Source organism: Streptomyces sp. H39-S7, assembly GCF_027158205.1.
Classification (GTDB): domain Bacteria; phylum Actinomycetota; class Actinomycetes; order Streptomycetales; family Streptomycetaceae; genus Actinacidiphila.
Window position 1 is genome coordinate 1 of the sequence record NZ_JAPVLU010000034.1, and the last position, 25,693, is coordinate 25,693.

The following is a 25,693-nucleotide window of genomic DNA, read 5'->3' on the forward strand; positions in this document are numbered from 1 at the left end:
CGCCCCGGGTGCCCGTGCGGAGCACTGGGTGCATGCGGGAGCGGGCCTCCGGCACTGCCTCCAGCAGACCCGCGCCGACCAGCGTTTCGAGGACTTCCTCGGCGTCCTCGGCGTCCTCGGCGGGAAACGCCTTTCCGGACGCGAACGCCGGGGACAACGCCGGCGGCGGGGAGAGGCCGCGGCCGCGGCCCGCCGGCAGCATCGCGAGGCCGGGGGGGGCGGGCGGGGCGGACAGGTCGTCGCCGCGCAGCACCGCGAGCTCCAGCTGCTGCAGGGCGGGCCCGGGGTCGACGCCCAGCTCGGTCTGCAGGTACTCCTTGACCACCCGGTACTCGCTCAGCGCCTCGGCCCGCCGACCGGTCCGGTGCAGCGCCTCGACGAGCTGCGCCCAGAAGTGCTCGTGCGCCGGGTGGGAACGGGCCTCGGGCCACAGTTCGGCGAGCACCTGGCGACATCGGCCCAGCGCGAGCTCGATGTCGAAGACCCGTTCCAGGGTGCGCAGCCGCTCCTCGGTCAGCCGCGGTACGACCTCGCGCCGCAGGGTGTCGGAGTCGATGTTGACGAGCAGGGGCCCGTGCCACAGGGACAGCGCGGCCCGCAGGGTGCGCAGTTCACCGTCGGGATCCGGGTCCGCCTCCGCGCTCCTGAGCAGCTCGCGGAAGGCGATCAGGTCGAGCGTCATGGCGTCGGCGGCGATCCGGTAGCCGCCGGGGACGGCCTCGATCAGGTTGCCCGCGATGCCGTACTTGGCGAAGAGCTGCCGCAGCCGCTGCACGCACGTGTGCAGGGCCGCCTTCGCGGTGACGGGCCGCTCCTCGCCCCACACGACCCGCTGCAGGAAGTCCACCGACACCACGGAGTTCGGATGCAGGAGCAGCGCGGCCAGGAGATTGGCGGGTTTGGACGGCTGCAGCACGATGACATCCCGGCCGTCGGTTATTCCGACAGGGCCCAGCAAGAGGAATCGCGGATAGGTCTCCCGAGAACTCGTTGCAGGGCTCGTTCCCAGTCTCCAGTCCTGTTCTTCCCCGATGTCGACAGATTGCTCTCTACGCATTTCCGCCCGCTCCCAACTGATGCCCGAGAAAGTATCAGCGCCGAGAACAGGCCACAAGGGAGCAGGGATGCGGGTAGGGGGCCCCTATAAATAATCGGAGCCCCCTACTCACTTACCCTCGGAATTCCTAAGGGTTGACGTGCGACGTGAATGCGTTTCCGGCCGCTTACCCCTTATGCGAGGTGCAGGGTGAGCTTGCCCCGGGTGCGGCCCCGTTCGCCGCGGCGGTGCGCCTCGGCGGCCTCCGCCAGCGGGAGGACGGCCTCGACCTCGACGCCGATCCCGCCCTTGTCGATCAGTTCGGCGATCGTGGCCAGCGACTCCCCGTCGGGCTCGACGAGGTAGGCCGAGGCCCGCACCCCGCGCTCGCGCGCCTCCTCCACCAGTGCGGGCGAGACACCGGACGGGACGGCGACGAGGATGCCGCCGGGGCGCAGCGTGGCCAGCGAGCGGGTGCTCGTACGGTCGTGCTCGTCACCGATCAGGTCGAGGACGACATCGACGTCGCGCACCACGTCCTCGAAGCGGACCGCGGTGTAGTCGACCACTTCGTCGGCCCCCAGTGCGCGCAGCCAGGCGTGCTTGGGGGCCGAGGCGGTGCCGATGACGTGCGCGCCCAGGTGCCGGGCGAACTGCACCGCGAAGTGTCCCACTCCGCCCGCCGCGCCGTGGATCAGCACCCGCTGACCTGCCCTGACGCCGGCGGTGACGGTCAGGGCCTGCCAGGCGGTCAGGGCGGCGAGGGGTACCGCGGCGGCGTGGTCGTGGTCGAGCGTGGCGGGCTTGCGGGCGAAGTGCCGGGCCGGGGCGGTCACGTACTCCGCGTACGCGCCCGCCTCACGGGGGAACAGCGGCATCCCGTACACCTCGTCGCCGACCTCCAGCGTGTGCACGCCGAAGCCCACCTGCTCCACCACGCCCGAGACGTCCCAGCCCAGGACGAACGGCGGCGCGCCGAGCGCGCCGGCCATGCCGCCGCCCTCCCGGGTCTTCCAGTCCACCGGGTTGACCCCGGCGGCGTGCACCCGCACCAGCACCTCGTGCGGCACCGGCTCCGGGCGCGGCAGCTCGGTGAGCCGCAGCACCTCGGGGCCGCCGAAAGCGTCCTGGGTGATCGCGCGCATGGTCGGCTTCTCGTTCATCTGGTGGCTCCTGGCGAGGGTGGTGGGCCGGCGCGCACAAGGCGCCGACCGGTGATCGTTATGCGGTGGACGCTACCCACCAGGTAGTGGTTACCTGCAAGGGCCATTACTATCTTTTGGAAAGCATCACAGGTGGGAGCCGTGCTGGGCAGTGCGCCCGGCGTGTCGCCCACGTCCCGCACCAGGAAAAGGCAGTCACCATGACCATCGCGTGCACGACAGGCAACCACGCACAGCACGACGTCTACGCCGCGCTGTGCCCGTGCCGCGACGTGCTGGACCTGCTGGCCAACAAGTGGACGGCGCTGGCGATCGGCGCGATGGAGGAGGGGCCGCAGCGCTTCGGCGCGCTGCAGCGCCGGCTGCAGGGCATCAGCCCCAAGGTCCTGACGAGCACCCTGCGGCGCCTGGAGGACGGCGGGTTCGTCGACCGCACCGTCTACCCGGCCGTTCCGCTGCACGTGGAGTACGAGCTGACGGAGCTGGGCCGCGGCGTCGCCGTACCGCTCGGCGTGCTGCGCGCGTGGGTGGAGACCCACCTGGACACCGTCAGGCCGGACGCACCGGCCGGCTGTTCCTGAGCGCCGTGGACACCGGGCCTGCTCCCGCCGCCGGCCGCGGGTCCGGATCGGTCCGCAGGGCCGCCTCCGGACCCAGCTCCGCGCCCCGCCGGAACGCGCCGGTGAACGCCTCCTCGCCCAGCGCCGCCCGCGCCGACCTCGTGACGCGGTCCACGTCACCACGCTCGGCGGCGGGCAGCGGCGCACCCGCCGCCGTCCGGGCGGCGTCCGCCGCGCCGAGCAGCCGGGCCGCGTGACCGGGGCGGCCTGCCAGCGCCTCGGTTCCCGCCAGCCCCTCCAGCGCCAGCGCGACCGCCCGCGGATCACCGACGAGCCGGGCGATGGCCAGCCCCTCGGTGTGCAGGGTCCGGGCGGCCGCCTCGTCGCCGCGCAGTTCCGCCACGAAGCCCAGTTCGGCGAGGACGAACGCGTTGCCCGCCTCCGAGGAGACCGCGGAGTACCACTCCCGGATCCGGCGGAACAGGGCCTCTGCGGTGGCCAGATCGCCCTGCCTGCGCGCGCCCAGGGCGAGACCCATCGAGGCGTGGACCTCGCCGAACTTGAAGCCGTGTTCGACGGCGAGCCGCCGCGCCCGCTCGTGCAGGTCCTGCGCCCGGTCCGCGTCACCCGTCAGCAGGGCGATCCTGCCCAGTCCCGACAGCTGGTAGGAGATCTCCGCGGAGAGCCCCAGCTCCTCCGCCATCCGCAGGCCGTCCTCCAGCAGGCGGGCCGCCGCCGCGTAGTCGCCGTGGACCTCGGCGAGGGCGGCGAGCGGGGAGACGCCGCGCAACCGGCCCCACCGGTCGCCGAGTTCGCCGAACAGCGCCGCGCTCCGCTCCCCGTCGCGCCGCAGCCCCGCCATGTCGCCGCGGATCAGCCGGTGCGTCGCCCGCAGTCCGAGCGCCGCGGCGATGCCCCACCGGTCCTGCTCCGCGCGGAATCCGGTCAGCGCCCGGTCGGTGAGTTCCTCGCTGGCGGCCAGGTCCCCGGCGTTGAAGAGGGCGTAGGCGTGGAACCACCGGGCTTCGGCCCGGCGGACCGGGTCGGTGATCCCCTCGTAGCCGGCGAGCGGTGTCCGCTCCCCCGTCAGCAGGGCGAACCCGGCGTGCAGGGCGCTGACTTCGGCCCGCAGCGCGGCCGACCCGGAACCGGGACCCCCGGCCGAGAGCGCCGCGTGCAGCGATCGACGGGCCTCGCCGAGGCGGCCGCGCAGCAGCCAGTACCAGGACAGTGCGGCGGTCAGGCGCAGCGCCTCGTCGGCCGTCCCCTGCCGCAGCGCGGTGGCGAGGGCGGCTCGCAGGTTGCCGGTCTCCGCGTCGAGCCGGCGCAGCCAACGCCCCTGGTCGGGCCCGCGCAGGTGCGGCCGGGCCCGCTCGGCGAGGTCGGTGTGGTACGCCAGGTGCCGGTGCCGTACGGGATCGAGGTCGGCCATCTCTTGGAGGCGCTCGGTGCCGTAGGCGGCGATGGATTCGAGCAGCCGGTAGCGCGGACCGGCCGGTTCCCGCTCCGGAGACATGACGACGAGGGACCGTGCCACCAGCCGTACCAGCAGGTCGAGCACTTCCTCCGCCCGTACCCCGTCGCCGGAGCAGACCGCCTCGGCGGCCTGGAGCGTGCAGCCGTCGGTGTGCGCGGCCAGCCGGCGCAGCACGACGCGCTCGGGGGCGGTCAGCAGCTCCCAGCTCCACTCGATCACGGCCCGCAGCGTGCGCTGGCGCGGCGGGGCACCCCGGTGGCCACCGGTCAGGACGCGGAAGCGGTCGTCCAACCGGTCCGCCAGCTGGTGCACCCCGAGCGCCCGCACGCGGGTCGCCGCCAGCTCCAGGGCGAGCGGAATGCCGTCCAGCCGACGGCAGATGACCTCGACGGCGGCGGCGTTGGAGGCGTCGAGGGCGAAGCCGGGTGCCGCGGCCGCGGCGCGGGCGGTGAAGAGCCGTACCGCCTCGGTGGGACGGAGCGGTTCGACGCTCCGCAGCGTCTCGCCGGCCAGCCCCAGCGGCTCCTGGCTGGTGGCCAGCACGCGCAGGCCGGGCGCGGTGCGCAGCAGTCGTTCCGTCAGCTCGGCGACCGCCTCGATCACCGGCTCGCAGTTGTCCAGCACCAGCAGGACGGTGCGATCGCGCAGGGCCGCCGCGAGCCGGTCGGCGGGGCCGGCGTGCGGGACGGCGGGGCCGGGGCTGCCGGGCGGGGGGCCCGTGGCCGCGTCGTCGCGCAGGCCCAGCGTGGTGGCGATCGACTCGGCGAGCTCCGTGCCGGAAGCACTCCCGGCTCCCGGTGCGTGCCGCCCGGCGAGTTCGACGATCCACACACCGTCGGGAAAAGCGTCGGCGACGCGGGCGGCGGTCTCGACCGCGAGGCGCGTCTTGCCGACTCCGCCGGGCCCGGTGAGCGTCACCAGGCGCCCGGCCGTGAGCAGGGCGGCCGCGCCGGTCACCGACTCCTCCCTGCCGACGAGCTCGGTGAGCGGAGCGGGCAGGTTCGTGCGCGGGCCCGCGCCGAACGCGCTGACGGCCCGCGGCGCCGCGTCCAGCTCCGGGGCGCGGGTGAGGATCGACTGATGGAGCGCGACCAGGCCGGGCTCCGGGTCGAGACCGAGATCCACGGCGAGGCGGTCGCGCAGGTCGCGGTACGAGGCGAGGGCCTCGCCCTGCCGCCCCGCCCGGTACAGGGCCCGCAACTGCACCGCGCGCAGCCGCTCCCGCAGCGGATGCCGTCCGACGAGGGCGCCGAGTTCCGCGACGAGCGGACCGTGCTCGCCCAGGTCCAGCCGTGCCTCGGCCTGTTCCTCCAGCGCGGCCAGCCGCTGCTCCGCCAACTGCCCGGCCGTCGTACGGACGAACTCCTCGTCGGCGAAGTCCGCGTAGGCCGCAGGGCCACGCCACAGCCGCAGTGCCTCGGTCAGCAGGGCGGCCCGCGCCCGCGGATCGCCGGCGGCGGGCACCCGCGCCAGGAGCGCCCGGAACCTGCCCGCGTCCACGTCGCTCTCGTCGACGCGCAGCAGATAGCCGGCCGGCTGGTGCACCACCAGGTCGCGGCCCACGACGCGGCGCAGCTGGGAGACCTTCGCCTGGAGCGCGTTGGCGGGCCGGCCGGGCGGCCGGGCGCCCCACAGATCGTCGATGAGCCGGTCGGCGGAGACCGGCCGCCCCTCGTGCACCAGCAGGTCGGCCAGCAGCGCCCGGACCTTCAGCTCGGGCACCCGGACCGGATTCCCCTGGTCGTCCCATACGGCCAGTGGACCGAGCACCCCGAAACGCATGCCGCGACCCTAGCCCAGCGCCTCCGGGAACCGGCATCAGCGGACCCGCAGCGAACCCTCAGCGGATCATCAGCGGCGCTCCGCACAGTGGTCGTCACCAGCCCGACGGGCACCGGTAACACCCCAAGGAGCAGCACCACATGAGCACGTACGCGGGCAAGAAGGCCGTCATCACCGGTGGCAGCATGGGAATGGGTCTGGCCATCGCCAAGCGCCTCGTCGAGGGCAGCGCGGAGGTCCTGGTGACGGGGCGCAACGAACGCAATCTGGCGCAGGCGCGGACCGAGCTCGGCCCGGGGGCGCACGTGGTGCGCTCCGACACGGCCGATGCCGCGGACATCGCCGCGCTGGCCGCGACCGTCGGGAAGACGCTCGGGCACGTCGACCATCTCTTCGTCAACGCGGGCATCGCGGAGCTGGCGCCGGTCGAGTCCACCACCGAGGAGTCCTACGACCGCCAGTTCGCCGTCAACACCCGGGGCGCGTTCTTCACGGTGCAGCGGCTGATCCCGCTGCTGCGCGAGGGCGGCTCGATCGTCTTCACCACCTCCGTCGCCGACTCCACCGGCTCTGCCGGCATGGCGGCCTACTCGGGTTCGAAGTCCGCCCTGTGGTCCTTCGCCCAGGTGCTCGCCACCGAACTCGTCGGGCGGGGCATCCGGGTCAACGCCGTCAGCCCCGGCTTCATCGACACCCCGACCGCCGGCAGCACCGGCCTGTCCGCCGAGGAGCGGGCGGCGTTCCACGCGCTCGGCGACGCCGTCACGCCGATGCGGCGGCACGGCACCTCCGACGAAGTCGCCCGTGCGGCCCTGTTCCTGGCCGTCGACGCGACGTTCACCACCGGCGTGAAGCTGCCGGTCGACGGCGGTCTCGGCCAGCACGTGGCCGTCCCGCAGGCGTAGCCCCCGCACCGCCGGACACCCGGGAAACCCGGGCGTCCGGCGGTGCGGATTGCGCCATCCGGAATGCCCTCACGGCGCGGGACACATCAGCGGCGTGGAACGGGACATACGTACAGGTATGAGTCTTCCCAACGCAGAGCGACACGAGAAGGAAATGGTAGGCACCAGGTCACTGGCCGACGTCGAGCGGGCCCACCGCGCCCTGGAGCGTGTCGGGGCGGGGCCGGCCCAGCAGACGCAGCTCTCCCGGGGCGCGCTGACGGGCTACGTGTGGGCACTGGGGCGAGGCGACCAGGCCCCGATCACCGGCGCCTCGTGCGAGGGCACGCCGGACCTGCCCCTGCTGACGGCCGAGGTGGACGCCGCGGTGGTGCAGCTGGCGGACGCCGCCCAGCGCACGACCCCGCGCGACTTCATCCAGGGGGTGCACGACGCGCTGGCGTGGATCTGCGGGCAGAGCGACATGCGGCCCTGACCCGGGCCCCTTCGTCCCTCAGGCGCGGGTGACCTCGACGGGCCGTTCCTTGATGCCGCTGACGAAGTCGGAGCGCACCGGTGGGACGTCGCCGGTGCGGCGGACGCTCGCGACACACGGCAGTCCGCGCTCCGCCTGGCGATCAGACCAGCGACCCGGCCGTCTCCGCCGCCCGGACCGGCTCGGGCACCGGCCGCGGGCGGCGCCGGGCATCGACGAACCAGGCGACCGAGACGCTCAGCGCCAGAGCGAGCAGCCCGGTGACGACCACGGGCTTCGTACTCCTCTTGGCCTGGGTCAGCGGGTCGTTGGGTGGCAGGATCGTCGTCATGCGGATCATCGCGTTCGGGGCCACCGCCTGCTCGACCTGGAACTGCTTCAGCCGGTTCGCCGCGTAGGCCGTCAGAGCCTGACTTGACGTCAGGACGTGGCCCGGGTCGGTACCGGTGACGGTGAGCAGCAGCAGCGGCCCCTGTGCGTTGTCCGCCAGCATCGCCTGATAGGGACCGTCCACTCCCTGCGCCGCGAGTTCGGCGGCGGAGCCGTCGGAGTTCAGGCTGCGGGCGAGGCTGTCGGCCACGTTGGTGAGCGAGGCCTGGGTGCTCAGGAACGGATTCCCGTCGAAGTCACGTGCCGCCTGCTGCGAATTGAGCAGGGCCACCATGCTCTGCGACTGGTACGTGACCGGCGACTTCCAATAAGCCCCGGCTGTCAGCGCCAGGGTGAGCAGCAGTCCCGGCAGCGTGATGTACCAGCGCCGGCGCACGACCCGGCAGAGCTCGGCTAAATCCACGGACTTCCTTCCTCGTGTCCCATCCGGCGAGCGCCGCGTGCCGAGTGCCGCGGGTCTGCCGCGGTCATGACGTCTTGACCGCGATCAGGGACTTCACCAATCCCGCCATGTGTTCACTGATCACCCGCGAGTCGGGAAAGTAGAATTTCATCTCCGACCGACTGATCAACTCCGTGCTCAGCACCGAGCGCAGCCCTTCCTCCGTACTCCCGGCCCGGCTGTGCGCCAGCGGCCAGTAACGCGCCAATTGCGCACGGGCGTTCACCGGCAGGATCTGGAATCCCGGGAACAGCCAGTGGGGCTCGATCGGGAAGTACCGGTACGGGGTCTGCACCCAGTGGCGGGGGGCCAGCGCGTGCACCGCGTCGGCGAAACGATTCCGCTGGGCGTGGCCGCCGACGTGCTCGAGCACCGAGTTCGAGTACACCAGGTCGTAGTCGCCGCAGTCGAGAAGGTCCTTCGGCAGGTCGCAGGCATCGCCGTACTCGGCGCGGATCCAGTCCGGGGACTGCGGCGGATGCTCCTCCAGGTTGACCACATGGACGCGGGCGGGCCGCACCGGCGCCCGCAGCCATGTCTCGACCGTACCGCCGAGGTCGATCACGCTCATCGAGCCGATGGTGGGAAAGACGGTCGTGAGCGTCTCCCACCGGCGCGCCCGCATACGTGCGCCCAGTGAATTCGGCGCGTCGACGAATCGATTCCGCAGGCTGTGCGCGTCCAATCGATACGGTTCGAGCATTCCCGCCCCCCAGAGCAGTCCTCATCCGTCTCCGCGGCGGAACTCCCCGGTCCGCCGTTCCGTTCGCTCGCCACCTCGGACATCGCGTCGATGGACGCGGCAGTCGTGACCGCGTCCGGGCGCGCGAACGTCCGGCGGACCGAACATACCTCGGAATGCCTGCCATCGGGGTCACTCGCGGAATATGATCTCGGAATTCCGCGCACCGATCCGCCCGCGGGCCGAAACATCATTTTCGGCCACCCGCTGGTCAGCCCGTCAGAGCGCAACCAGGCCACCTGAGTTCGGCTCTCTGGTTGATCAAATGGAAAGCGTGTATAAGAGGAGCGAAGCGGGGGTCGATCCGCCGGGAGCCACCGGGGGGCCGGAGGGAAGAATTCCGGGTGGTTCTGCTCCCTCGATCATTTCCTCCGGAGGGGCACCATGAAAGTGAAGCGATTACCCGCATTCCTGCTCGCGTCCTTGGGCGCGCTCGCGCTGCTCGCACCGACCGCCGGACAGGCGCTCGCCGCCGGCTCCGGGACGGCGGGTCCGCCGCCGTCGGTGTGGTACTCGGCCGACGACCTCGGCACGCTCGGAGGCACCACCAGCTCCGCGTCCGCGCTCGACGGCGACACGGTCGTCGGGACCTCGCAGTTGGCCGGGGACGCGACCCGTCACGCGTTCGCCTACCAGTTGCACAGCCACACCATGACCGACCTCGGGACCCTCGGCACCTCCAGCCAGGCGGTGGACGTGCAGGGCGCCTACGTCGTCGGCACCTCCGCGCTCTCCGACGGCGGCCCGGTGCACGCGTTCGCGTACAGCCTGCCGAAGCACCGGATGGCCGACATCGGCACGCTGGGCGGCAGCAGCGCCGACGTCGCCGGTATCAGCGGTCGCACCGTCGTGGGCTCGTCATCGCTCCCCGGTGACACCGTGGCGCACGCGTACGCCTATGACCTGAACACGCGCACCATGACCGATCTGGGCAGCCTCGCCGGTCCGGCGGGCAGCAGCTCCGCGACCGCCATCAGCGGGTCCATCGTGGTCGGTACCTCCACAGTTCCCGGCGCACCCGGCGCCGCCAGGCACGGCTACGCCTACGACCTGACCACCCGCACCATGACCGATCTCGGCACTCTCGGCGGCACCTACAGCACCGCTCACGCCGTCAGCGGGCACACCGTCGTGGGCCAGTCACGGACGGCGGGCGACTCCGACGTCCACGGCTACGCGTACGACCTGGGCACCGGCATCCGGACCGACCTCGGGCCCGATCTCAAGATCGGCCAGATCGTGGGCGGGCGGACCGCGGCGGGCTCGGACAGCCTCGTCGCCTTCACCTTCGACCTCGTGACGCACACGATCGTCACGATCCCCGGTCGCGGCGTCACCGAGGTCAACGCGATGACCGGCAATCTGCTGGTCGGCAACATCTTCGCCGTCAACTCCTTCGCGTACATCTACGACGTGCGGACCGCCGTCCGAACCGACCTCCCGTCCCTTGGCGGCCTCAACTCGCACGCGGTACAGCTGAACCGCGCCGGAGTCGTCGTCGGGAGCGCGGCCCTGCCGCCTCCCGACTCCCACACCGCGAACGGGCCCTACCACGCCACCGTCTGGCGCCCGCACACCGGCTGACGTCCGCGCGTCCTCCCCTCGGGATGCCGGTGGCCGTCGCCGGGCCCCGGGCGAGCCGAAGTGCCGCCCGCCCGGGGCCTGGGCGCGGCCGGTGTCCCCGCCGCGGACGACCCCTCGATCCCGCGAGAGCTCACCCCTCCCAGCTCCACTCCTCGACCTCGGGCAGGTCCGTGCCGTGCTCCCGGATCCAGGCGTGGTGCCGGGTCCGGATGTCCTCCAGCAACTGGCGGACCGGCGCCGCGCGTACCGCGAGGCCCGGCACCCGGTCGATGACGTCCATCGCCAGGCGGTAGCGGTCCAGGTCGTTGCGGACCACCATGTCGAAGGGCGTCGTCGTGGTGCCGATCTCCTTGTACCCGCGGACGTGCAGATTCGCGTGTCCGGTGCGGCGGTAGGCGAGCCGGTGGATCAGCCACGGGTAGCCGTGGTAGGCGAAGATGACGGGCTTGTCCTGGGTGAACAGCGCGTCGTAGTCGGGGTCGGACATGCCGTGCGGGTGCTCCTCCTTGGGCAGCAGCCGCGCGAGGTCGACGACGTTGACCACCCGGACGGCGAGGTCCGGCAGGTGACGGCGGAGCAGCGCGGCGGCGGCCAGCACCTCCAGCGTCGGCACGTCGCCCGCGCAGGCCAGCACCACATCGGGGTCCCGTGCACTGTCCTCGGTGCCGGCCCACGACCAGATGCCAGCGCCGCGGGCGCAGTGCTGCCGGGCGTCGTCCAGGCCGAGCCAGTCGAAGGTGGGCTGCTTGCCGGCCACGACGACGTTGACGTAGTCGCGGGAGCGCAGGACGTGGTCGGCCACCGACAGCAGGGTGTTGGTGTCCGGCGGCAGGTAGACCCGCACCACCTCGGGGGCCTTGTTCAGGACGTGGTCGATGAAGCCGGGGTCCTGGTGCGAGAAGCCGTTGTGGTCCTGCCGCCACACATGGGAGGTCAGCAGGTAGTTGAGCGAGGCGATCGGGTGGCGCCAGGGGAGTTTGCGGGTGACGCGCAGCCACTTGATGTGCTGGTTGACCATGGAGTCGACGATGTGGACGAACGCCTCGTAGCAGGAGAACAGTCCGTGCCGTCCGGTCAGCAGGTACCCCTCCAGCCAGCCCTGGCAGGTGTGTTCCGACAGGATCTCCATGACGCGGCCGTGCCGGTCGAGGTTCTCGTCGACATCCAGGGTCTCGGCCTGCCAGGCCTTGCCGGTGGCCCGGTAGAGGTCCTGGAGCCGGTTGGACGCCGTCTCGTCCGGGCCGACGACGCGGAAATCGCGCCGGTCCGCCGTGTCGGCCATGATCTGGGCCAGCATGCCGCCGAGGACATGGGTGGGCTCGTGCTGGGTCGCACCGGGCTTGTCGACGGGGACGGCGTAGTGCTCCAGCGCCGGGACGGGCAGGTCGCGCAGGAGCACACCGCCGTTGGCATGCGGGGTGGCGCCGAGTCGGCGGGTGCCCTCCGGCACACACGCGAGGACCTGCCCGGTGGGGCGGCCCTCGGCGTCGAAGAGTTCTTCCGGCCGGTAGGAGCGCAGCCACGCCTCCAGTTGGCGCAGGTGCTCGGGGTTGTCCCGCACCCCGGACAGCGGCACCTGGTGGGCGCGCCACGTGCCCTCCACCGGCAGCCCGTCGACCTCTGCGGGACCCGTCCACCCCTTGGGGGTGCGCAGCACGATCATCGGCCAGGGCTCGCGCGCGGTGGCGCCGTCCTCGCGGGCGGCGCGCTGGATCGCGCCGATGCGGTCGAGGGCGGTGTCCATCGCCGCGGCCATCGCCCGGTGGACGGTCATCGGGTCGTCGCCGGTGACGTACAGCGGATCGTGACCGTAGCCGCGCAGCAGCTCGTCGAGTTCGGACGCGGGCAGCCGGGCGAGGACCGCCGGATTGGCGATCTTGTAGCCGTTCAGGTGCAGAATGGGCAGCACCGCTCCGTCGTGCACCGGGTCGAGGAACTTGTTGGAGTGCCAGGACGTGGCCAGGGGTCCGGTCTCCGCCTCGCCGTCCCCGATCACGCACGCCACCAGCAGGCCGGGGTTGTCCAGCGCGGCACCGTACGCGTGGGACAGGGAGTAACCCAGCTCGCCGCCCTCGTGGATCGATCCGGGGGTCTCGGGCGCGACATGGCTGGGCACTCCCCCCGGGAAGGAGAACTGACGGAACAGCCGCGCCATGCCGTCGGCGTCCCGCCCGATGTCCGGATACGTCTGCGAGTACGTCCCCTCCAGCCAGGAGTTGGCCAGCACCGCCGGTCCGCCGTGGCCGGGTCCCCACACGCACAGCGCGTCCTGCCCGCGGGCTTTGATCACCCGGTTGAGGTGGGTGTGGACCAGGTTCAGCCCGGGGGAAGTGCCCCAGTGGCCGAGCAGCCGGGGCTTGGTGTCCTCCGGCACCAGGGGCCGTCGCAGCAGGGCGTTGCCCATGAGGTAGATCTGCCCGGCCGCCAGGAAGTTGGCGGCCCGCCAGTGGGCATCCAGCGACTGGAGCTCCGCATCAGCGATATCCGGGGTCGGGGTCGGGACGTCGCGCATGTCGTCCTCCAAAGCTCGTGGTGGTCCCCTTGAACCTTCCCCTGCCCCCTACCCGGCGGGCAGGGCCATACGGGTCGCGTCGGCGCGGGCCGGACTCGGCGGTCAGCTGGCGGGCAGCGTGATGCCCATCGGCGCCGCCTCCTCGGTGGCGGCGGCCAGTTCCAGCCGCGCGGTCGCGGGGTCGTCCGGGCGGCAGCGAAGCGACAGGGCCTGGGCTTACCGCGCCCTGAACGTCCTCGCGGCCGGCCAGTGCGCCATCGCCAGGTTGCCGGAGAGCGCGGCCCGCAGGTCTGCGGTCGGGACGAACTGCCGGCCGCGAGCTGGCCGAGGCACTGTCCCGCCACGCGGACACCGCGCGCGTCGCGGGCACCGCGCACGCACCGGCCGGTACGGTGCCGTACGACGAGCGCAGTACGGAAGCGCTGGTCATGGCGTATGTGGAGGCGGACGGTTCGAGCGACGACCCGGCCGAGGCGACCGCCTACGCGGCGGCCAGTGCCGCGGACCCCGAGCGGGTCCGCGCTCTGCACGACCGGCGCGCCGACCGGCTGGAACGGAACGCAACCTGGGGAACCCGGGCCGGCGCCCTGCCCTATCACCGCGAGCGCGGAGCGGACCCCGGCGGCCGAGGCCGGACGGCGCTCAGCGAGGCGCTGCGACTCTGCACGGAGCAGGCGCAGGCGCAGGCGCAGGTCCACGGTCTCGGTGTCGGCGACGGTGCGGGCCTAACTGCCGTGGTGGCGCACCATCATCGGTTCGCCGGTGTCCAGGAAAGCGCCACCTCCCGACCGGGCGCTCCCGTCCCCCGGCGGCCCCGCCGGAACCGCCCGTACGCGGACGAGGATCATGGACGCCGGCGAACCGCCATCCGGGGCCGCCCCCGGCCGGACCCGTCCGCGAACCCCCGGACCCGAGGACGCATGAACTCCCTGCTCGCCTGCTTCGCCCCGATCTGGATACTCACCGCGGCCGGCTACCTGGTCAGCCGCACGGGTCTGCTGGGCGAGCAGGCGGAACCCGTCCTCGGCCGGTTCGTCTTCCATGTGGCCATGCCCGCCGCGCTGTTCGTCATGATCTCCAAGGCACGCCTCGACACCTTCGCGAACACCTCGATGATCGCCTTCGCCGCCGGCACCGTCGCGGTCTGCGCGCTCGGCCTCCTGACCGCTCGCAGGCTCTTCCACCACCGGCTCGCCGACCAGGCGGTCAGCAGCATGGCGGCCGGGTACGTCAACTCGGCCAACCTCGGGATCCCGGTGGCCCTTCAGGTGCTCGGGGACGCCTCGTTCGTCGCCCAGATCCTGCTGTTCCAGGTGCTGCTGATCTCCCCGGTCATCCTGACCCTGCTCGACGCCGGCACCGGCGCCGGCAACGGCGTCGGCAACGGCGTCGGCGGGAAGAGCGGCGGCCTCACCCGGATGCTGCTGATGCCGGTCCGCAACCCGATCATCATGGCCTCGGCCCTGGGCGCCGTCGTCTCCGCCGCGGGCTGGCGGCTCCCGACAGCCCTCGGCCACTCCTGTGAACTCCTGGGCGCGGCCGCCGTCCCCACCGCCCTGCTCACCCTCGGCATGTCCCTGCACGGCCGCCCGGCGGCCACCGGCCCGGGGCAACGACTCGAGGTCGGGGTGACCGTCGCTCTCAAGACCCTGGTGCAACCGCTCATCGCCCTGGCGGTCGGCGGCCTCCTCCTGCATCTGCCGCGCCACCAGCTGCTCGCCGTGGTGCTCTGCTCCGCGCTGCCCACCGCCCAGAACGCCTTCATCTACGCGCGCCAGTACGACCTGGACACCGGCCTCGCCCGCGACTCGGTGATGGTTTCCACCCTCGTCTCGATGGCCACCCTGTCCATCGTCTACTGGACCCTGGGTCCGTCCCACCCGTAGAAACCGCTGGCGCTCCCCCGGGCGACGGCCGCACCCTGTATCCCGTGGAAGAACCGGAACACCCCCTCGACGAGCCGAAACGCCGGATCCGCGCCCGGCACACGGAGACCACCGTCACCGTCTACCAGGCCTACCCGCCCCACATCGGCCTCCCCGCGGCCGCCACCGGCCGCTTCCCGGCGGCCTGGCAGCGCGACCGCATGACGTGGATCAAGCCTTCGTTCCTGTGGATGATGTACCGCTGCGGCTGGGGCGCGAAGGAGGGGCAGGAGACCGTGCTCGCCGTCGAGATCACGCGGGAGGGGTTCGCGTGGGCGCTGCGGCACGCGTGCCTCTCGCACTACGAGCGCGGGCTCCATCCGGACCAGGCCGCCTGGAAGCGCGAGCTCAAGCGCTCCCCCGCCCGCGTGCAGTGGGACCCCGAACGCGATCTCCGGCTCCAGCCGCTGCCGTACCGCTCCCTCCAGCTCGGCCTGTCGGGCGGCGCGGCCGGCCGGTACGCGGACGAGTGGACGGTCGCCATCACGGACGTGACACCGCTCGCCCAGGAGATCCACGCCCTGGTCAGCGCCGGAGACCTGGACACCGCCGGCGGGCTCCTTCCCGGCGAACCTCCCTATCCGGTCGACCAGAGGCTCCTGGCGGCGCTCCTGCCGTAGGCGGGCAGCGGCCCGGGGGACGCCGTGCTCGGCCGGCGGGGCGTCCAACGTGACGGACCCGATGCCCTCCGGGCCGCAACCGGCCCGAGGGCATCGGGCTGGGAAGAACGGCAGATGGCGGCCGTCGTTCGCGGATCCGTGCGCAGGTCAGTGACGCCCTTCGCGCCGCCCGCGGGGTACCGCGAAGTCGGTCAGCAGGGCGGATCCCGGCAGGAGGGCCGACCATGGGCCGCTCCAGGTGAGCACGGCGGTGCCGGATGTGGGGAATTTGGTGCGGGCGCGGTCCAGGTGGTCGCCGTCCGCCTCTCCCGTGAGGCGCAGGGTCAGTTCCTGGAGACCGGGGTTGTGGCCGACCAGCAGCAACGTCCGGACGGCGGGGGGCGCTTCGCGGACGAAGGCGAGCAGGTCGTCCTCGTGGGCGCCGTAGAGGCGCGGGTCGTGGCGGACCGGTGGGGCCGTCGCCAGTTCGGCGGAGGCCAGTCCCCATGTCTGGCGGGTGCGGCGCGCGGTGGAGCACAGGACGAGGTCGGGCAGCACGCCCGCCGCGGCCAGACCGCGGCCGGCGGCGGGGGCGTCGCGCAGGCCGCGGGCGTTCAGCGGACGGTCGTGGTCGGGGACGCCCTCGGGCCAGGCGGACTTGGCGTGCCGCAGGATCACCAGCCGCCGCGTCCCGCTCACGCCGGCGCCCCGGCGGAGCGGGGGCGGCCGATCTCGCGGACGACTTCCAGGCCGAGGACGCGGTCGAGGTGGGCGAAAGTCTCGAACTTGCCGCCGGCCGGCACGTCCTCGGCGGTCTCCAGCTCGCGCAGCAGCCGGAACACCTGCGGAGTGTCGAGGGAGTCCTCCAGGGCGGCCCGGGCCGTGCGCACCAGGTCGGCGGCCATCGGCTTCGACGGCTCCTCGGCCCAGTCCGCCACCGCGCCCCGCCAGCGGGCCAGCACGCGTCCGGCCTCGGTGATCTCCTCGGACGTGACGACGCGCGGCTCGTGGTGCGGGTGGCCGAGCAGGAGCGCCCGTACGGCGAGCACGTCCTGGTCCAGCGGTCCCGTGCCGCTCGCCTCGCCGACCCGGAGGGTGGCGCCGCCCGCACCCTCAAAGGCGCGCGGGGTGAGGTGCACGACCGGTGGACCGCCCAGCACCTCGGTGATCTCCTCGAGGGTGCCGGTGGCGTCGGCCGGGCGGATGCCCGCGGCGTCGGCCGACGGAACGGGCGGCCCGGTCCGTCCCAGGAGCACGGCCCGGCCGCGCAGCTCGACGACGCGCGCCAGCACGTCCGTGACGAGGAGCACCCGCAGCCCGGTCAGATCGCCGGGTTCGCCGTCCTGCGGCGCATGGGCGCAGATCCGCAGCGGACCGGGGCCGGTCAGTTCATCCACGATGCTCAGCACAGCACCGACCCTAGGCGCTCCGGCCCCGCCATGACACGTCGTCGGGACGGTCAGGCGTCCTGGGCCGGTGCGCCGGCCGTCCGGCGGCGCAGCTCGTCGTTGAGGCGCAGGGCCTCTTCGAGCTGGTCCTCCAGGATGACGATGCGGCAGGCCGTGTCGATGGCGGTGCCCTGGTCGACGAGTTCGCGGGCGCGGGCGGCGATGCGCAGCTGGTAGCGGGAGTAACGGCGGTGGCCGCCCTCCGAACGCAGGGGGGTGATCAGGCGTGCGTCACCCAGCGACCGCAGGAAGGCGGGCGTGGTGCCGATCATCGCCGCGGCACGGCCCATGGTGTAGGCGGGGTAGTCGTCGTCGTCGAACTTGTCGGTCGGATTCGTAGGGCTTCTGGGAGTCATTGCACCTCTGCGGCGTACGGCCCACTCGGGGGAAGCGACAGCCGGAGATCACCGACGTCCATCCTTACGCCAGAAAACCTAACAACCCGATCGCGAAATGTCTATTGCGGCCGAGATAGATTTACGATCGCCAGGAAGCCAGGTACGCTGCCATCGCCCCCCTCGCCGGAGGTCGGCCGACTTCCGGCGAGGGAGGGGCGGGGGGCGGTACCGGCACACCCATATTCCGCGATCTTGATCTTCGGGAGAGACCATGACTCGGCTGCAGGTGCGGCCCGTACGGCACGACCAGGGGGATGCCGACGTGCTCGCTCTGGCCGGCGAGCTCGATCTGGACAGCGAGGCGGTCCTGGCGACCGCCGTGGCCGATATTCTCCGGGACCGGCAGGACGGCCGACCCCGGAACGGCGATCTGCCGGCCCGGGGGAATGGCCCGTCCCGTCTGGTCCTGGACTGCGGCAGGCTCACTTTCTGCGACTCCCGCGGGCTGGGCCTGCTGCTCACCATCCGGCAGAAGCTGCTGGACGTCGGGGATGTCCTGGTCCTGGCCGATGTCAGCCCGCAACTGCTGCGCACCCTGGAACTGACCGGTGCGGACCAGGTCCTGACGCTGGTCGACGGGGTGGACGAGGCACTGCTCCCGGTCGCACCGCGCGGGCCGCTCGCCGGTGGCGCCACCGCCTGACGACGAAAAGCCGGGCCCCACTCGTCAGTGGGACCCGGCGGTCTTTCGGTGCTGCCCCGGCCGTGCTTACGGCTGACCGATGACGGTCAGACGGCGGTCGTACGCGGCCGGGAGGAACGATCCGGCGCACCGGCGCGACGGGCCTGGGCCGTACGACTGCGGCGCCCACGGGTCGAGGCGGCACTGCGCTTCGCGGTCTCGGACACCGGGGCGGTGATGACGACCGGAACGCCGGACGGGGCCTGCGCTCCGGTGATCCGCGTCAGCTCGGCCTCGCCGGAGCGGACCTGGGTCGTCTTCGGCGTGATGCCGGCGTCGGCCATCAGACGCGTCATGTCGCGGCGCTGGTTCGGCAGCACCAGCGTGACGACCACACCGGACTCCCCCGCGCGGGCGGTGCGGCCGCCGCGGTGCAGGTAGTCCTTGGGGTCGCTCGGCGGGTCGACGTTGACGACCAGGTCCAGGTTGTCCACGTGGATGCCGCGGGCGGCGACGTTGGTCGCCACCAGTACGGTCACGTGCCCGGTCTTGAACTGCTCCAGCGTCCGGTTGCGCTGCGGCTGGGACTTGCCGCCGTGCAGCGCGGCCGCCCGCACCCCGCTGGCCAGCAGCTCACGGGTGAGGATGTCCACGGCGTGCTTGGTGTCCAGGAACATCAGGACCCGGCCCTCACGGGCGGCGATCTCCGTGGTGGTGGCGCGCTTGTCGGCGCCGTGCACGTGCAGCACGTGGTGCTCCATCGTGGTGACCGCACCGGCCGAGGGGTCCACGGAGTGGACCACCGGGTCGTGCAGGTACTGGCGCACCAGCTGGTCGACGTTGCGGTCCAGGGTGGCGGAGAACAGCATCCGCTGGCCGTCGGGGCGCACCTGGTCGAGCAGCGCGGTGACCTGCGGCATGAAGCCCATGTCGGCCATCTGGTCGGCCTCGTCGAGGACCGTGATGGCCACCCGGTCCAGCCGGCAGTCGCCCCGGTCGATGAGGTCCTTGAGGCGGCCGGGCGTCGCGACGACGACCTCGGCGCCGCCGCGCAGCACGCTGGCCTGGCGGCCGATCGACATGCCGCCGACGACGGTGGCCAGCCGCAGGTGCAGCGCGCGGGCGTACGGGGTGAGCGCGTCGGTGACCTGCTGCGCCAGCTCACGGGTGGGCACCAGGACCAGCGCGAGCGGCTGGCGGGGCTGGGCGCGCTGTTCGGCGGTGCGGCAGAGCATCGCCAGACCGAACGCGAGGGTCTTGCCGGAGCCGGTGCGGCCGCGGCCGAGGACGTCACGGCCCGCCAGCGAGTTCGGCAGTGTCGCGCCCTGGATGGGGAACGGCTCGTTCATGCCCAGGCTGGTGAGCATCTTGAGCACCTCGACCGGCATGTCCAGCGCGCCGAAGGCGGTGACGGCGGGCAGCGCCGGCGTGATGGTGACGGGCAGGGCGAACTCGCCCTGCAGCGCGGCAGGCCGGCGTCCGGAGCCGCCGGAGCGGTTCGCGGACTGCGAGCGGGAGCGGCCGGTGAACCCGGCGGTGTTCCCGGAGCCGCCGGAGGGCTTGCTGTAGGTGCCACCGTTGCCCGAGCCGCCGGTGCGGCTGCTGCGGGAGTAGGGGCTGTTCGAGCGCGTGGTGCGGTTCATGCGGAACCTTCCTCGATGCGGCGCGTGTCGAGGAAGGCTCGGCGGCCGGCAGCCGCGCAAGGAATCGCAAGAACGAACCGAAGCAAATGGCGAATGCGGAGTCCGGCGCGGAATGCCGCGCGGCGAACTCCGGTGAGAACGGCGCCTACGGTGACGCGGCGGCCGGAATACCGGACCGATGAGGTCCGTGGGGTGCGAAGTGCCCGGCGCGTTTCGACGGCGTCCGGGCAACAGCCAGGGCCCGCACCGTGAGGTGCGGGCCCTGGCTCAGCTCTTGTCAGCGTCAGGCGGGAACGATGTTCTCGGCCTGCGGGCCCTTCTGGCCCTGCGTGACGTCGAAGGAGACCTTCTGGCCCTCCTGGAGCTCACGGAAACCCTGGGTGGCGATGTTCGAGTAGTGGGCGAAGACGTCAGCGCCGCCGCCGTCCTGCTCGATGAAGCCGAAGCCCTTTTCCGCGTTGAACCACTTCACGGTGCCAGTAGCCATGTCAAATCTCCTCTGATAGGGGGCACAGCCGGAATACGCACTTCACGTGTTCCGCGTCGCCGCAATGAGCCCATCCGGAGATGACCGGAAAAACAAAATGCACCTGAGGGATGTAACCGTCAGGTGCACACAAAGTTTCATGGGTACCACAACTGCAACTGAGATCTACGATAGCACGTGACCCGCGTCCGTGTCGGACGCGGGCGTTCCGGCGGCGCGCCCGGGCGTGTGGCGCACCGCCGTGAAGGCCTGAATCCCGGGTCACGCCCGCCGGGCGCCGCGCAGGAACAGGGCCGCCAGGATCGCGCCGACGAGCACGAGGGCCGCGTTCACCAGGACCGCGTTCCCGATGCCGTCCAGTACGGCGCCGGTCCCGGACGAGACGGTGATCCCGGCGGTGGCGATCGCGCTCATGATGGGGGCGCCCATGGTGATGCCGACCTGCTGGGTCATGGTGGCCAGGCCCGTCGCCATGCCCTGCTCGGCGTCGGGGATGCCGGAGGTGGCGGTCACCATGAAGCCGACGATCACCAGCATGTTGCCGATCCCGCCGAGGAAGGTGCCTGCCAGCAGCAGTGCCATCCAGCCGCGGTCGTCGCCCAGGGCGACCAGCGCCACCGTCGCGACGGCCTGGACGGCACCGCCGGTCACCAGGGTGGCCCGGGTGCCGATCCGGCCGATCACCCGGGCCGCGACCAGACCGCCGGCGACGGTGCCCAGACCCAGCACGCCGAAGGACAGGCCTGCCGCCAGCGGGGAGAAGCCGAGCACCTTCTGCAGGTAGAGGGTCAGCAGGAAGACCAGCGAGGTCTCGGTGACGAAGGCGATGAGGCCCGCGACGTTGCCCCAGATCACGGTGGGGCGCCGCAGCATCGCCACCGGCACCAGGGGCGCGGACGCGCTCTTCTCGACGACGTAGAACACGACGAGCAGCGCGGCTCCGGTCACGAGGGACGCCAGGGCCAGCGGATCCCCCCAGCCCTTCTCCCCCGCGGTGGTCAGGCCCAGGACCAGGGCGAGCAGGCCGAGGGTGACCGCGATGGCGCCGGGTACGTCCAGCCGCGGGCGGACCGCGGGCCGGCTCTCCTTGATCACCAGCGGGGCCACGATCAGCACGGCGGCCGCGACCGGCACGTTGACGAAGAACGCCCAGCGCCAGGAGAGCAGGTCGGTCAGCACACCGCCGAGGACCGCCCCGGCGGTGAAGCCGGCCGACATCAGGGCGCCGTTGAGGCCGAGCGCCTTGTCCCGCAGCGGGCCCTCGGGAAAGGACGAGGTCAGCAGCGACAGTCCGGCCGGGGTGACGGCCGCGGTCGCGAGACCCTGGGCGACCCGGGCGGCCAGCAGCATCGCCGGGTCGACCGCGAGCCCGCCCACGAGCGACGAGATCCCCAGCACCGCCAGTCCGGCGAGGAAGAGCCTGCGGCGGCCGACGATGTCGGCGATCCGGCCGAACAGCAGGGTGAACCCCGCGGCGGCCAGCGCGAACGACGTACCGATCCACTGCAGGTCCGCCAGCGGGAATCCGAGCCCCTGGCCGACCACCGGGAGGGCCACATTGAGGATCGAGAAGTCCACGGCCAGCATGAACTGCGCGACCAGCAGCACCACCAGGACCAGCCGCAGCCGGCCCGTCATCCGCTCGGGCGCGGGCTCCCGCACGGACTCCCGCACGGTTGGCCCTTCGACGGCCGGCGCCTCAACGCCGGGCGGCACCCCTTCAACAATCGCCATCGTCCCGTTCCTTCCGGATACCGGACCCGCCGCGCCGATCGCGCCGCGGGCTCCCGGAAGGAATACTTCGCCTCCCTGCGGAGCCGACCCAGCCCCCTGTGCCGCGTACGCACCCGGCTCGTACCAGCGCCGTTCCTCCTACTGGCAGGGTCTGGATCGGCCACCCCGGATCCACCCCGGTCGCAGGATGCGCAAGGCCCGGGCGTGGGGCCTGCTGCGGTGGTAAGGCGTTCCGTGGCTGTACGGCGCGGTCAGCCTTCCCGCAGCGGTACGTCCCCCGAACGGGGGTATACGGCTCGAAGAGAAGCCCGGACCGCACGACCGGCGGTTAACCTGGCGCCTCCTGATGTACAGCGCACCTACGCCGACAGGGAGGACGAAGATCATGCCCGGCACCACCAGCGGCCCGAGCCAGTCCGCCGACAGTCCCCAGCAGAAGCCCGCGCCCGTGCCCGTCCAGCGCTCCGACTCCGCCCAGTCGGCGCACCGCCGCTTCATGCAGCGCTCGAAGTGGTAGTGCGCGACGGCAGGACAGGACGCAGGACTCCGCGCTGACCCGCGCCGTCCACCGGTGACCGCTCACCGCTCGTTCGCCGGCATCTCGATCTCGACCATCTCGACGAACGGTCAGATCTGATCACGCGATGGCCTATCGCGAGCCTTCCTGACCTTGAGAAGGCAACTTTTGCACGCCATTGCCCAGTTCGGTCGGTCCATGCCGCGCCTGGATGCAGACTCGCTAGTTTTGGCACGACTCCGGCCCGCGGGAAGAGAGGATCGGAGCGCAGAAAGCGAGGGCCGATGCCTGCTTGGGATGACATCCATCCCGCCACAATCTCCGTGCAACGCACGAGATCCGGCGACCACTGCTTCGTCAGCTACGACGATGACGAGTCGAACTGGGATGTGCTCACCACCTTCGCCTGGACAGGTCTCGCCCGCGGCGAGAAGGTCATGGTCTTCGCCGCCCCCCAGGTGAGTGAGGACGAGCTGCTGTCCCGACTGGAGGCCGACAGCCCCTTGACGGCCGGCGTCAGTGCCCGCGGCCAGCTGGTGCTGACCAGCATGCGGTCGCTGATCCGCCCCCACCGAGCTTTCACCCCCGAGCGGCAGTGGCAGCGGATCTGCGAGGAGACCGCCCTCGCCGGCCGGCAGGGGTACACCGGGTTGCGCACCTTCATCGACATGCACTGGGTACGGGACCTGGGCGCCGATCTGAACGTGATGATGCAGCGGGAGTGCCACGCCGAGCACCTGTTCACGGGTGGCTCCTACAGCGAGATCTGCGCCTACGACCGGCGTTGGTTCGACGACGACGTGCTGGCGCAGATGTGCCGGGCACACCCCGTCAACCTGCTCACCCGGCTCGGCGAACTGCGGGCGGTGCACGGCGACGGCTCGCTGCGGCTGATCGGCGAGGCGGATCTCGCCACCGGCGCGCAGTTCGGGGCAGCCGTCGGCGGCGCGCTCGCGCGCACCGCGGGCTCCCGGGAACTCGTGCTGGATCTGACGGAGTTGAGCTTCCTCAGCGTCCGGTGCGCCGACGACCTTCTGCGCCTGGTCGGCGCCGCCGACGGCCACGACCGTGTCGAGGTCCGCTGCGAGGCCGGCCAGCTCCGCGTACTGCGCGCCCTGGGCGAGTACGCCCCGGGCCGGCTGGTGCTGACCGGGGCGGGGCGCCGATGCTGACCGACCCGGCCGGCAGCCGCGCCGGCGAACCGGCGGAGTGCCTGCTGCAGGTCGCGTTCACCGGCGAGGACCTGCCGCGGCTGCGGGTCCTCATCGACCAGCGCGCCTCCCTGGCGGGACTGTCGGGACCGCGCCGCGGCGAGTTCGTCCTCGTCATGGACGCGCTCGCCTCGAACGTGGTGGAGCACGCCGGCGGGGACGGGGCCCTGGCGCTGACCAGGGTCGGCGACGAACTGGAGTGCCGCATCAGCGATTCCGGCCCCGGCTTCTCCGCGGACGTCATCCCCGAGCTGGCGCCCGGGATCGACGGCGGCCCGGCCGGACGCGGACTGTGGCTCACCCGCCTGCTCTGCGACCGGCTGGTGATCGCCGCGGCCTCCCCGGGCGCCGTCGTGACCTTCGCGATGCGATTGACCTGAGGAGGACGGCCCGTCGCACCGCGGCACGGCCGACGGGGTCTACAGGGCCACAGCGGCCGGCTCCAGGGCCAGCTCACGGACCACGGCCATGTCACTGAACGGGAGCAGTTCGTCCCCGACGATCTGGAACGGCTCGCTGCCCTTGCCCGCAACGAGCACGACGTCCTCGGGACCCGCGACCGACAGGGCGTAGCGGATCGCGTCCCGGCGGTCGGTGATGCGCTGGAACGGGATCCCGCTGTGCACCAGGCCCGGGGCGATCTGGTCCAGGATCTGTTCGGGGTCCTCGTAGCGGGGGTTGTCCGAGGTGAGGACGCACAGGTCGGAGAGTTCGCCGGCGATGGTGCCCATGGCGACGCGCTTGGTGATGTCCCGGTCTCCGCCGCAGCCGAAGACGGTGATGACCCGGCCGGTGGCGAAGGAGCGGATGGTGCTGAGGACCTTCTCCAGCGAATCCGGGGAGTGTGCGTAGTCCACGATCACGCAGGAGCCCTGCGGGGTGTCGTAGCGCTCGAAGCGGCCGGGGGTCGGCGGCATCCGGTCGAGAGCGTCGACGAGTCCTTGCAGTTCGTGGCCGAGCAGGTGGCACGCTGCCACGGTGGCCAGCGCGTTCGCCACCGAGAAGCGGCCGGGCACCGGGATCGAGGCCGGGTACTCGCGGCCGGCGTGGTGCAGCGTGAAGCGGCTGCCCGCCGCGTCCACGACCAGGTCGGTGGCGCGGTAGTCCGCCGGCACGTCCAGGGCGTACGTCGTCACCGCGTCCGGCATCAGCGCGATGATCTCCGCGCTGACCGGGTCGTCGGCGTTGACGACCGCACGCCGGCACAGGCCGCGGAACAGCCGCATCTTGGCGTTCTTGTAGTGCTCCATCGTCCCGTGGTCGTCCAGGTGGTCCTGGGTCAGGTTGGTGAAGACACCGACGTCGATGAAGACGCCCTCGACCCGGCTCTGCAGCAGACCCATCGAGGTCGCTTCCAGCACGACACTGGGCGTCCCGCGGTCTCGCATGTGGCCGAGCAGGTACTGCAGGTCAGGCGCCTCCGGGGTGCTCAGCACCGACCTCGGCATCGGGATCTTCTCGGCGCCGATGCGGCTGCCCGAGGTGCCGATGACACCGACCTTCACGCCCTCGGCGATCCGCAGGACCGCCTCGACCATGTACGAGACCGACGTCTTGCCGTTGGTTCCGGTGATGGCCACGACGTCCATCCCGCGGCCCGGCTCGCCGTAGTAGCGGGACGCGACGGCCGCGGCCACCGCCCGGATGTCGGTCACCCGGACCACGCTGACCTCTTCGGGCAGGCCCGTGAGGTGCGGGGCGTCCCCCTCGGCCAGTACCGCGACAGCGCCCAGCTCCACGGCCTTCCCGATCAGCTCGGGGCCGCCGTCCTCGTGGCCCGGTACGGCGATGTACAGCGAGCCGGGCACCACGCGGTGGGCGTCGAAGCTCATTCCCGCGGTGATCGGCGTGGCCAGGTCGCCCTGGAGTACGCGGTGGTCGTGCCCGTCGAGCAGTGCACTGAGTTTCACAACTATCCCCTCGGAAGCGGCCGGTGGTGCACTGCGGTGGCCCGGCCTGGCGGCAGGGGTGAGGGCAGACCGGGTACCGCGCTGTTGACCATGGCCCGGCGGCCCGGCACCGGTCGTCCGGTGCCCGGCTG

At 72.3% G+C, this 25,693-nt stretch carries 23 protein-coding genes; 10 read left to right on the forward strand and 13 right to left on the reverse strand.

The genetic code is table 11. The annotated features are described in order from the left end of the window. Nucleotides 1-916, reverse strand: a 916-nt coding sequence (locus O3X23_RS28415) for an AfsR/SARP family transcriptional regulator (RefSeq protein ID WP_269274440.1), incomplete at its 3' end; no start/stop codon positions are given. Between the two features lie 314 nt (nt 917-1,230). Further along, complete coding sequence (locus tag O3X23_RS28420; RefSeq protein ID WP_269274441.1) at nt 1,231-2,199, reverse strand: NADP-dependent oxidoreductase; 969 nt, start codon at nt 2,197-2,199, stop codon at nt 1,231-1,233. 200 nt (nt 2,200-2,399) lie between these two features. Between O3X23_RS28420 and O3X23_RS28425 the strand changes: the two genes are divergently transcribed. After that, nucleotides 2,400-2,780, forward strand: a complete 381-nt coding sequence (locus tag O3X23_RS28425) for a winged helix-turn-helix transcriptional regulator (RefSeq protein WP_269274442.1) — start codon at nt 2,400-2,402, stop codon at nt 2,778-2,780. Here O3X23_RS28425 and O3X23_RS28430 read toward each other — a convergent pair. Next, complete coding sequence (locus O3X23_RS28430) at nt 2,749-6,018, reverse strand: BTAD domain-containing putative transcriptional regulator (RefSeq protein ID WP_269274443.1); 3,270 nt, start codon at nt 6,016-6,018, stop codon at nt 2,749-2,751. The genes O3X23_RS28425 and O3X23_RS28430 overlap by 32 nt on opposite strands. A 140-nt stretch (nt 6,019-6,158) precedes the next feature. On the opposite strand from O3X23_RS28430, the gene O3X23_RS28435 reads away from it, so the two are divergent. Then, the gene (locus O3X23_RS28435) at nt 6,159-6,923 is read left to right on the forward strand and encodes an SDR family oxidoreductase (protein ID WP_269274444.1); all 765 of its coding nucleotides are present in this window, start codon (nt 6,159-6,161) and stop codon (nt 6,921-6,923) included. Between the two features lie 154 nt (nt 6,924-7,077). After that, nucleotides 7,078-7,398, forward strand: coding sequence for a hypothetical protein (locus O3X23_RS28440; protein ID WP_269274445.1), 321 nt, complete (start codon nt 7,078-7,080; stop codon nt 7,396-7,398). A gap of 142 nt (nt 7,399-7,540) precedes the next feature. On the opposite strand, the gene O3X23_RS28445 is transcribed toward O3X23_RS28440, so the two are convergent. Next, nucleotides 7,541-8,191 carry a chain length determinant protein gene (locus O3X23_RS28445; RefSeq protein ID WP_269274446.1) on the reverse strand — a complete coding sequence of 217 codons (651 nt, stop codon included), beginning with the start codon at nt 8,189-8,191 and terminating at the stop codon, nt 7,541-7,543. 64 nt (nt 8,192-8,255) lie between these two features. Further along, entirely contained in the window at nt 8,256-8,801 is a 546-nt protein-coding gene (locus tag O3X23_RS28450) for a class I SAM-dependent methyltransferase (RefSeq protein WP_269274447.1), read from the reverse strand. Nucleotides 8,802-9,362: 561 nt separating this feature from the next. On the opposite strand from O3X23_RS28450, the gene O3X23_RS28455 reads away from it, so the two are divergent. Continuing rightward, the gene (locus tag O3X23_RS28455) at nt 9,363-10,556 is read left to right on the forward strand and encodes a hypothetical protein (RefSeq protein ID WP_269274448.1); all 1,194 of its coding nucleotides are present in this window, start codon (nt 9,363-9,365) and stop codon (nt 10,554-10,556) included. 130 nt (nt 10,557-10,686) lie between these two features. Here O3X23_RS28455 and O3X23_RS28460 read toward each other — a convergent pair whose 3' ends face one another. Continuing rightward, nucleotides 10,687-13,068, reverse strand: coding sequence for a phosphoketolase family protein (locus O3X23_RS28460; RefSeq protein WP_269274449.1), 2,382 nt, complete (start codon nt 13,066-13,068; stop codon nt 10,687-10,689). Between the two features lie 392 nt (nt 13,069-13,460). On the opposite strand from O3X23_RS28460, the gene O3X23_RS28465 reads away from it, so the two are divergent. Together O3X23_RS28465 and O3X23_RS28470 are read left to right on the forward strand one after the other, a co-directional pair. After that, nucleotides 13,461-14,954: an AEC family transporter gene (locus O3X23_RS28465; RefSeq protein WP_269274450.1), complete on the forward strand. Its 1,494-nt coding sequence runs from the start codon at nt 13,461-13,463 to the stop codon at nt 14,952-14,954. 44 nt (nt 14,955-14,998) lie between these two features. Then, nucleotides 14,999-15,613, forward strand: coding sequence for a DUF4291 domain-containing protein (locus tag O3X23_RS28470; protein WP_269274451.1), 615 nt, complete (start codon nt 14,999-15,001; stop codon nt 15,611-15,613). Nucleotides 15,614-15,760: 147 nt separating this feature from the next. Here the strand turns inward: O3X23_RS28470 and O3X23_RS28475 are convergent, their stop codons facing one another. The 3 genes from O3X23_RS28475 to O3X23_RS28485 are packed head-to-tail and all read right to left on the reverse strand — an operon-like array spanning nt 15,761 to nt 17,396. Beyond that, nucleotides 15,761-16,291: a SixA phosphatase family protein gene (locus tag O3X23_RS28475; RefSeq protein WP_269274452.1), complete on the reverse strand. Its 531-nt coding sequence runs from the start codon at nt 16,289-16,291 to the stop codon at nt 15,761-15,763. Next, complete coding sequence (locus tag O3X23_RS28480; protein WP_269274453.1) at nt 16,288-17,001, reverse strand: hypothetical protein; 714 nt, start codon at nt 16,999-17,001, stop codon at nt 16,288-16,290. Before O3X23_RS28480 ends, O3X23_RS28475 begins: the two co-directional genes overlap by 4 nt. Nucleotides 17,002-17,051: 50 nt before the next feature. Further along, entirely contained in the window at nt 17,052-17,396 is a 345-nt protein-coding gene (locus tag O3X23_RS28485; RefSeq protein WP_269274454.1) for a MerR family transcriptional regulator, read from the reverse strand. Between the two features lie 253 nt (nt 17,397-17,649). Here O3X23_RS28485 and O3X23_RS28490 point away from each other — a divergent pair, with 253 nt between their 5' ends. Continuing rightward, nucleotides 17,650-18,081 carry an STAS domain-containing protein gene (locus O3X23_RS28490; protein ID WP_269274455.1) on the forward strand — a complete coding sequence of 144 codons (432 nt, stop codon included), beginning with the start codon at nt 17,650-17,652 and terminating at the stop codon, nt 18,079-18,081. Between the two features lie 86 nt (nt 18,082-18,167). On the opposite strand, the gene O3X23_RS28495 is transcribed toward O3X23_RS28490, so the two are convergent. The 3 genes from O3X23_RS28495 to O3X23_RS28505 form a co-directional block, all read right to left on the reverse strand. Continuing rightward, entirely contained in the window at nt 18,168-19,703 is a 1,536-nt protein-coding gene (locus O3X23_RS28495) for a DEAD/DEAH box helicase (protein WP_269274456.1), read from the reverse strand. Nucleotides 19,704-19,986: 283 nt separating this feature from the next. Beyond that, nucleotides 19,987-20,190, reverse strand: a complete 204-nt coding sequence (locus O3X23_RS28500; protein WP_037915390.1) for a cold-shock protein — start codon at nt 20,188-20,190, stop codon at nt 19,987-19,989. A 261-nt stretch (nt 20,191-20,451) separates the two neighbouring features. After that, nucleotides 20,452-21,924, reverse strand: coding sequence for an MFS transporter (locus tag O3X23_RS28505; protein WP_443048000.1), 1,473 nt, complete (start codon nt 21,922-21,924; stop codon nt 20,452-20,454). Nucleotides 21,925-22,309: 385 nt separating this feature from the next. On the opposite strand from O3X23_RS28505, the gene O3X23_RS28510 reads away from it, so the two are divergent. The 3 genes from O3X23_RS28510 (at nt 22,310) to O3X23_RS28520 (ending at nt 24,032) form a co-directional block, all read left to right on the forward strand. After that, entirely contained in the window at nt 22,310-22,441 is a 132-nt protein-coding gene (locus tag O3X23_RS28510; protein ID WP_269274457.1) for a hypothetical protein, read from the forward strand. A 323-nt stretch (nt 22,442-22,764) separates the two neighbouring features. After that, a complete protein-coding gene (locus O3X23_RS28515) occupies nt 22,765-23,613 on the forward strand; it encodes an MEDS domain-containing protein (RefSeq protein ID WP_269274458.1) in 849 nt (282 codons plus the stop codon). Beyond that, complete coding sequence (locus O3X23_RS28520) at nt 23,607-24,032, forward strand: ATP-binding protein (protein WP_269274459.1); 426 nt, start codon at nt 23,607-23,609, stop codon at nt 24,030-24,032. Before O3X23_RS28515 ends, O3X23_RS28520 begins: the two co-directional genes overlap by 7 nt. 39 nt (nt 24,033-24,071) lie before the next feature. On the opposite strand, the gene O3X23_RS28525 is transcribed toward O3X23_RS28520, so the two are convergent. Then, on the reverse strand, nt 24,072-25,562 hold the full coding sequence (locus tag O3X23_RS28525) for a UDP-N-acetylmuramoyl-L-alanyl-D-glutamate--2,6-diaminopimelate ligase (RefSeq protein WP_269274460.1): 1,491 nt from the start codon (nt 25,560-25,562) through the stop codon (nt 24,072-24,074). Between the last annotated feature and the right edge of the window lie 131 nt (nt 25,563-25,693).